Origin of the sequence: Pseudomonas sp. HMWF006 (genome assembly GCF_003061205.1) — a bacterium.
Lineage (GTDB): Bacteria > Pseudomonadota > Gammaproteobacteria > Pseudomonadales > Pseudomonadaceae > Aquipseudomonas > Aquipseudomonas monsensis.
The window spans coordinates 12,348-15,925 of the sequence record NZ_QAIU01000510.1 but is presented as its reverse complement, the minus strand read 5'-3'; the positions used below and the strand labels follow the sequence as shown (position 1 = coordinate 15,925).

The following is a 3,578-nucleotide window of genomic DNA, read 5'->3' as shown; positions in this document are numbered from 1 at the left end:
CCTGCACCAGTGCCAGTGACAAGAAAGGTCACGACGCCCTGGTCACCACCCTCCTCAAGGATTGAGCTGCTGCAACCAGCCATTCAGGTCCCGCAGTTCGGCCGCACTGATGCTGTGGCCGACGCCGGGATAGGCGTGAAATTGCGGTTTGTAGTCAAGCTTCTGCAGCAGCGCATTGGCCTCGGTGCCATCGCGATACGACACACGATCATCGGCGGTGCCGTGGCCAATGAAGATGTTCAGGGCCAGAGGGGGTTGCCCGGCCTTCAGTTCGCCCTTCAACACCGGCAATAAACGACCGCTCAACGCCGCAATACCGCCGACCGCCAGCGGCGACCGCAACCCCACTTCGTAAGTCATCATCGCGCCCTGGCTGAAGCCGATCAGGTACACCTTGTCCGGGCTGGCGTGATATTTCTTCGCGGCCTGGGCGATAAAGTCGCGCAGTTTCCGGCCGCTGACCTTCAGATCATCGGTCTCGCCGTTGTAGGCCCCTTCGCCCTTCTTGCGAAACCACTGGTAGCGACCTTCACCCAGCGCCATCGGCGCCTGCACCGACAGGTAGTTGTATTGCGCCGGCAACTGGAACTTCATGCCGATCAGGTCAGCTTCGTTACTGCCGTAACCGTGCAGGAAAATCACCAGCGGCCGCGACTCGGCGTCAGGGTGAACCTGTTCGAGGTACTTGAGCGGCAGATCGGATTGCAGCGTGACTTGAGCCTGGACGGCGGAAGACGCCAGCAGGGTCAACAGGGCAAATACTTTCAACATACAGCCTTCCTCACAACGTGTCGGTTCGGGGGGAGCCTGACACCCTGCGGTCAGTATTCAGATTTGGCGATGTTGCTGATGGCCCCTTCGCGAACAAGCCCGCTCCCACAGAGAAACGCATTTCAAGGTGGCAGCGCGCCTGCTCGCGAATGTATTCGCCGCAGATCTGTCAGTCGTTGGACAGCTTGCCCGTCCGGAACGGCACTCGACCCGCGACTTTCGCCTGCCAGATCCCCGGTTGGGTGTAACGCCCACGGTCGATGGCAAACAACACGCCGCTGGTACCGGCGCACACGGTGGTCACGCGATCCTGCAGCGGATCGACCACTTCAAACAGTGCATCGCCCTGCTCGACCCACTCGCCCGCATTGCGCAGAAAACTCACCACACCATGGTGTGGCGCGAACAGATATTCAGTGCCCTCGAACGGCAGGCCCTCGCAGCACGCGTCCGGCGCGGTCGGCCATTCGCCGCTGATAAAGCCCTGCTCGGCGAGAAAACCGAGAATCGCTTCGCAATTGGCCTGGGCCTGATCGACCCGGGTGTCGCCCATGCTGCCCAGCTCCAGGGTGGTGGCGAGGTTGGCCAGTGGAATCGCGGCCTGGGGAAATGCCCGCGCCAGGCGCAGCCACGGCGTCGAGCAGGACTCATCGAACGAACTGCCGCCGGAATCTTCACACAACAGCGCCACGCCAGCCTTCAGCCGTGCCGCCAGCGATTGCCATCGCGGCCAGTGCTGCGGCAGCGCGTAAAGGTGGATCGCGGCATCGAAATCGCAATGCAGATCAAGGGTGATGTCGGCATCGCAGGCGTGGCGCAGCAACAAGCGATGCAGGGCTTCCAGTGGCGAGGCCGGAGCCGGCAGCTCCTCGAACAGCTGAAGCATGGTCTGGCGGATCAAGGCGATGTTGGCCTCGGCATCGCGGCCCAGACGCTCGCCGATCTGCGCCGCCACCGGTGCGCTGAGTTCGACGAAGGCGCGGTTGAAGTTCTTGCCGCTGCCCAGTTCGAAACGGCCCATGTGCGCACCTTGCAGATGCTGGTCCAGCCCGATCGGGTTGGCCACCGGCACCAGTTCGATCACGCCCTGCAAACGGCCTTGCTGTTCGAGCGCGTTCAGACGCTGCTTGAGTTCCCAGGCGGTGCGCATACCCGGCAGTTCATCGGCGTGCAGGCTGGCCTGGATGTAGGCCTTGCGCGGGCCCGCGCCGTAACGGAACACGCTGAGGGAGCGTTCGCTGCCCAGGTGGCTCCAGGGTAGAACATGGTCGATGCGTTGCATGGGATATCTCCTGAAAACCGGATCTCGCAGATCCCCTGTAGGAGTGAGCCTGCTCGCGATAGCGGTAGATCAGACAACAGTGATGTTGAATGCTAAACCGCTATCGCGAGCAGGCTCACTCCTACAAGGTTCTCGCCACCATTAGAGCGTAAAAAAAGTGGCCGGCGCAGTGCGCGGGCCACTTTTTTCTACAGCGTATTAATGGCCGTACACGTCAAAGTCAAAGTACTTGTCCTGCACTTGCTTGTACTTGCCATTGGCGCGGATTTCGGTGATGGCCTTGTTGAACTGCTCGGCCAGGGCGGTATCGCCCTTGCGCACGGCAATGCCGGCGCCACCGCCGAAGTACTTGGCGTCTTCGTAGGTCGGGCCGACGAATTCGAAGCCTTTGCCGGCGTCGGTTTTCAGGAAGCCGTCACTCAGGTTGACCGAGTCGGCCAGCATCGCGTCGATACGGCCGGAGACCATGTCGAGGTTGGCTTCCTGTTGCGAGCCGTAACGCACCAGCTCGATGCCGGCCGGAACCAGCACTTCGGTGGCGTAACGGTCGTGGGTACTGGCACGCAGCACGCCGACTTTCTTGCCCTTGAGCTCGGTCAGCGGGTCCTTGACGCCGGAACCTTCCTTCATCACGAAGCGCGCCGGGGTGTGGTAGTACTTGATGGTGAAATCAACGTTTTTCTTGCGGTCGTCGGTGATGGTCATCGAGGACAGGATCGCGTCGATTTTCTTCACTTTCAGCGCCGGGATCAGGCCATCGAACTCTTGCTCGACCCAGGTGCACTTGACTTTCATCTGCTCACACAGCGCATCACCGATGTCCACGTCGAAACCGGTGAGTTTGCCGTCAGGGGTTTTCATCGAGAATGGCGGGTAACCGGCTTCGATACCGATGCGGATCGGCTTGGCGTCTTCGGCCACGGCGGTCAGGGACAACATCGACAGTGCCAGGGCACCGAACATCACTAGCTTCTTCATTTATAACTCCTGTGTGCGGAGGCTTTTATTGGCAGCTTCGATTCAGCGTTCGGTCATGGCCAATGGGCGGCAAAAACCGAAGTGGCCGGCAGTCTATGGCGCCGCGCACAGGGCAAATTGTTTTTAAGCGACAAATACTTACAGGAATTCGGCAAGGCGATTGACCGGGGTCAACCGCTGCGCCGTCGTGGTGCAAAGGCTGTAGGACAAGCCCTCGATCGGCCCACAAATCAACTGGAGGAGACGCCGAAGGCTACGATCTTTTAACGCTGGTTCGGGCGGCAGAACACTTTCGGCTGCATACCCACGCAGAGCGTGGGAACGCTTGGCCCGTTCAACAGATCGCCGTCTTCGGCAACAGTTGCATGTGCTTTCAGCAGGCGCAGTTGACGGGACTCCCGGCGGCGTGCGGCAGGCTCAGTTCGAACCCTTCGTCCAGCCAGCCGGTGACACCGCCAAGCATTTCCTTGACCGGGTAACCCAGCGCCGCCAGTTTCACCGCTGCCTTGTTGGCGCCGTTGCAGTGCGGGCCGGCGCAATACACCAC

Annotated in this window: 3 protein-coding genes and 1 pseudogene; all 4 read right to left on the bottom strand. The window is 60.9% G+C overall.

Annotation, left to right across the window (positions count from 1 at the left end; all coding sequences use genetic code 11):
- Nucleotides 1-54 precede the first annotated feature (54 nt).
- The gene (locus DBR24_RS22945) at nt 55-771 is read right to left on the bottom strand and encodes an alpha/beta hydrolase (RefSeq protein WP_128615888.1); all 717 of its coding nucleotides are present in this window, start codon (nt 769-771) and stop codon (nt 55-57) included.
- 169 nt (nt 772-940) lie between these two features.
- Entirely contained in the window at nt 941-2,053 is a 1,113-nt protein-coding gene (locus DBR24_RS22935; RefSeq protein WP_128615886.1) for a succinylglutamate desuccinylase/aspartoacylase family protein, read from the bottom strand.
- 198 nt (nt 2,054-2,251) lie between these two features.
- Entirely contained in the window at nt 2,252-3,031 is a 780-nt protein-coding gene (locus DBR24_RS22930; protein ID WP_123467594.1) for an ABC transporter substrate-binding protein, read from the bottom strand.
- A gap of 373 nt (nt 3,032-3,404) precedes the next feature.
- Nucleotides 3,405-3,578: pseudogene (locus DBR24_RS33365) on the bottom strand (rhodanese-like domain-containing protein); the annotation flags it as partial.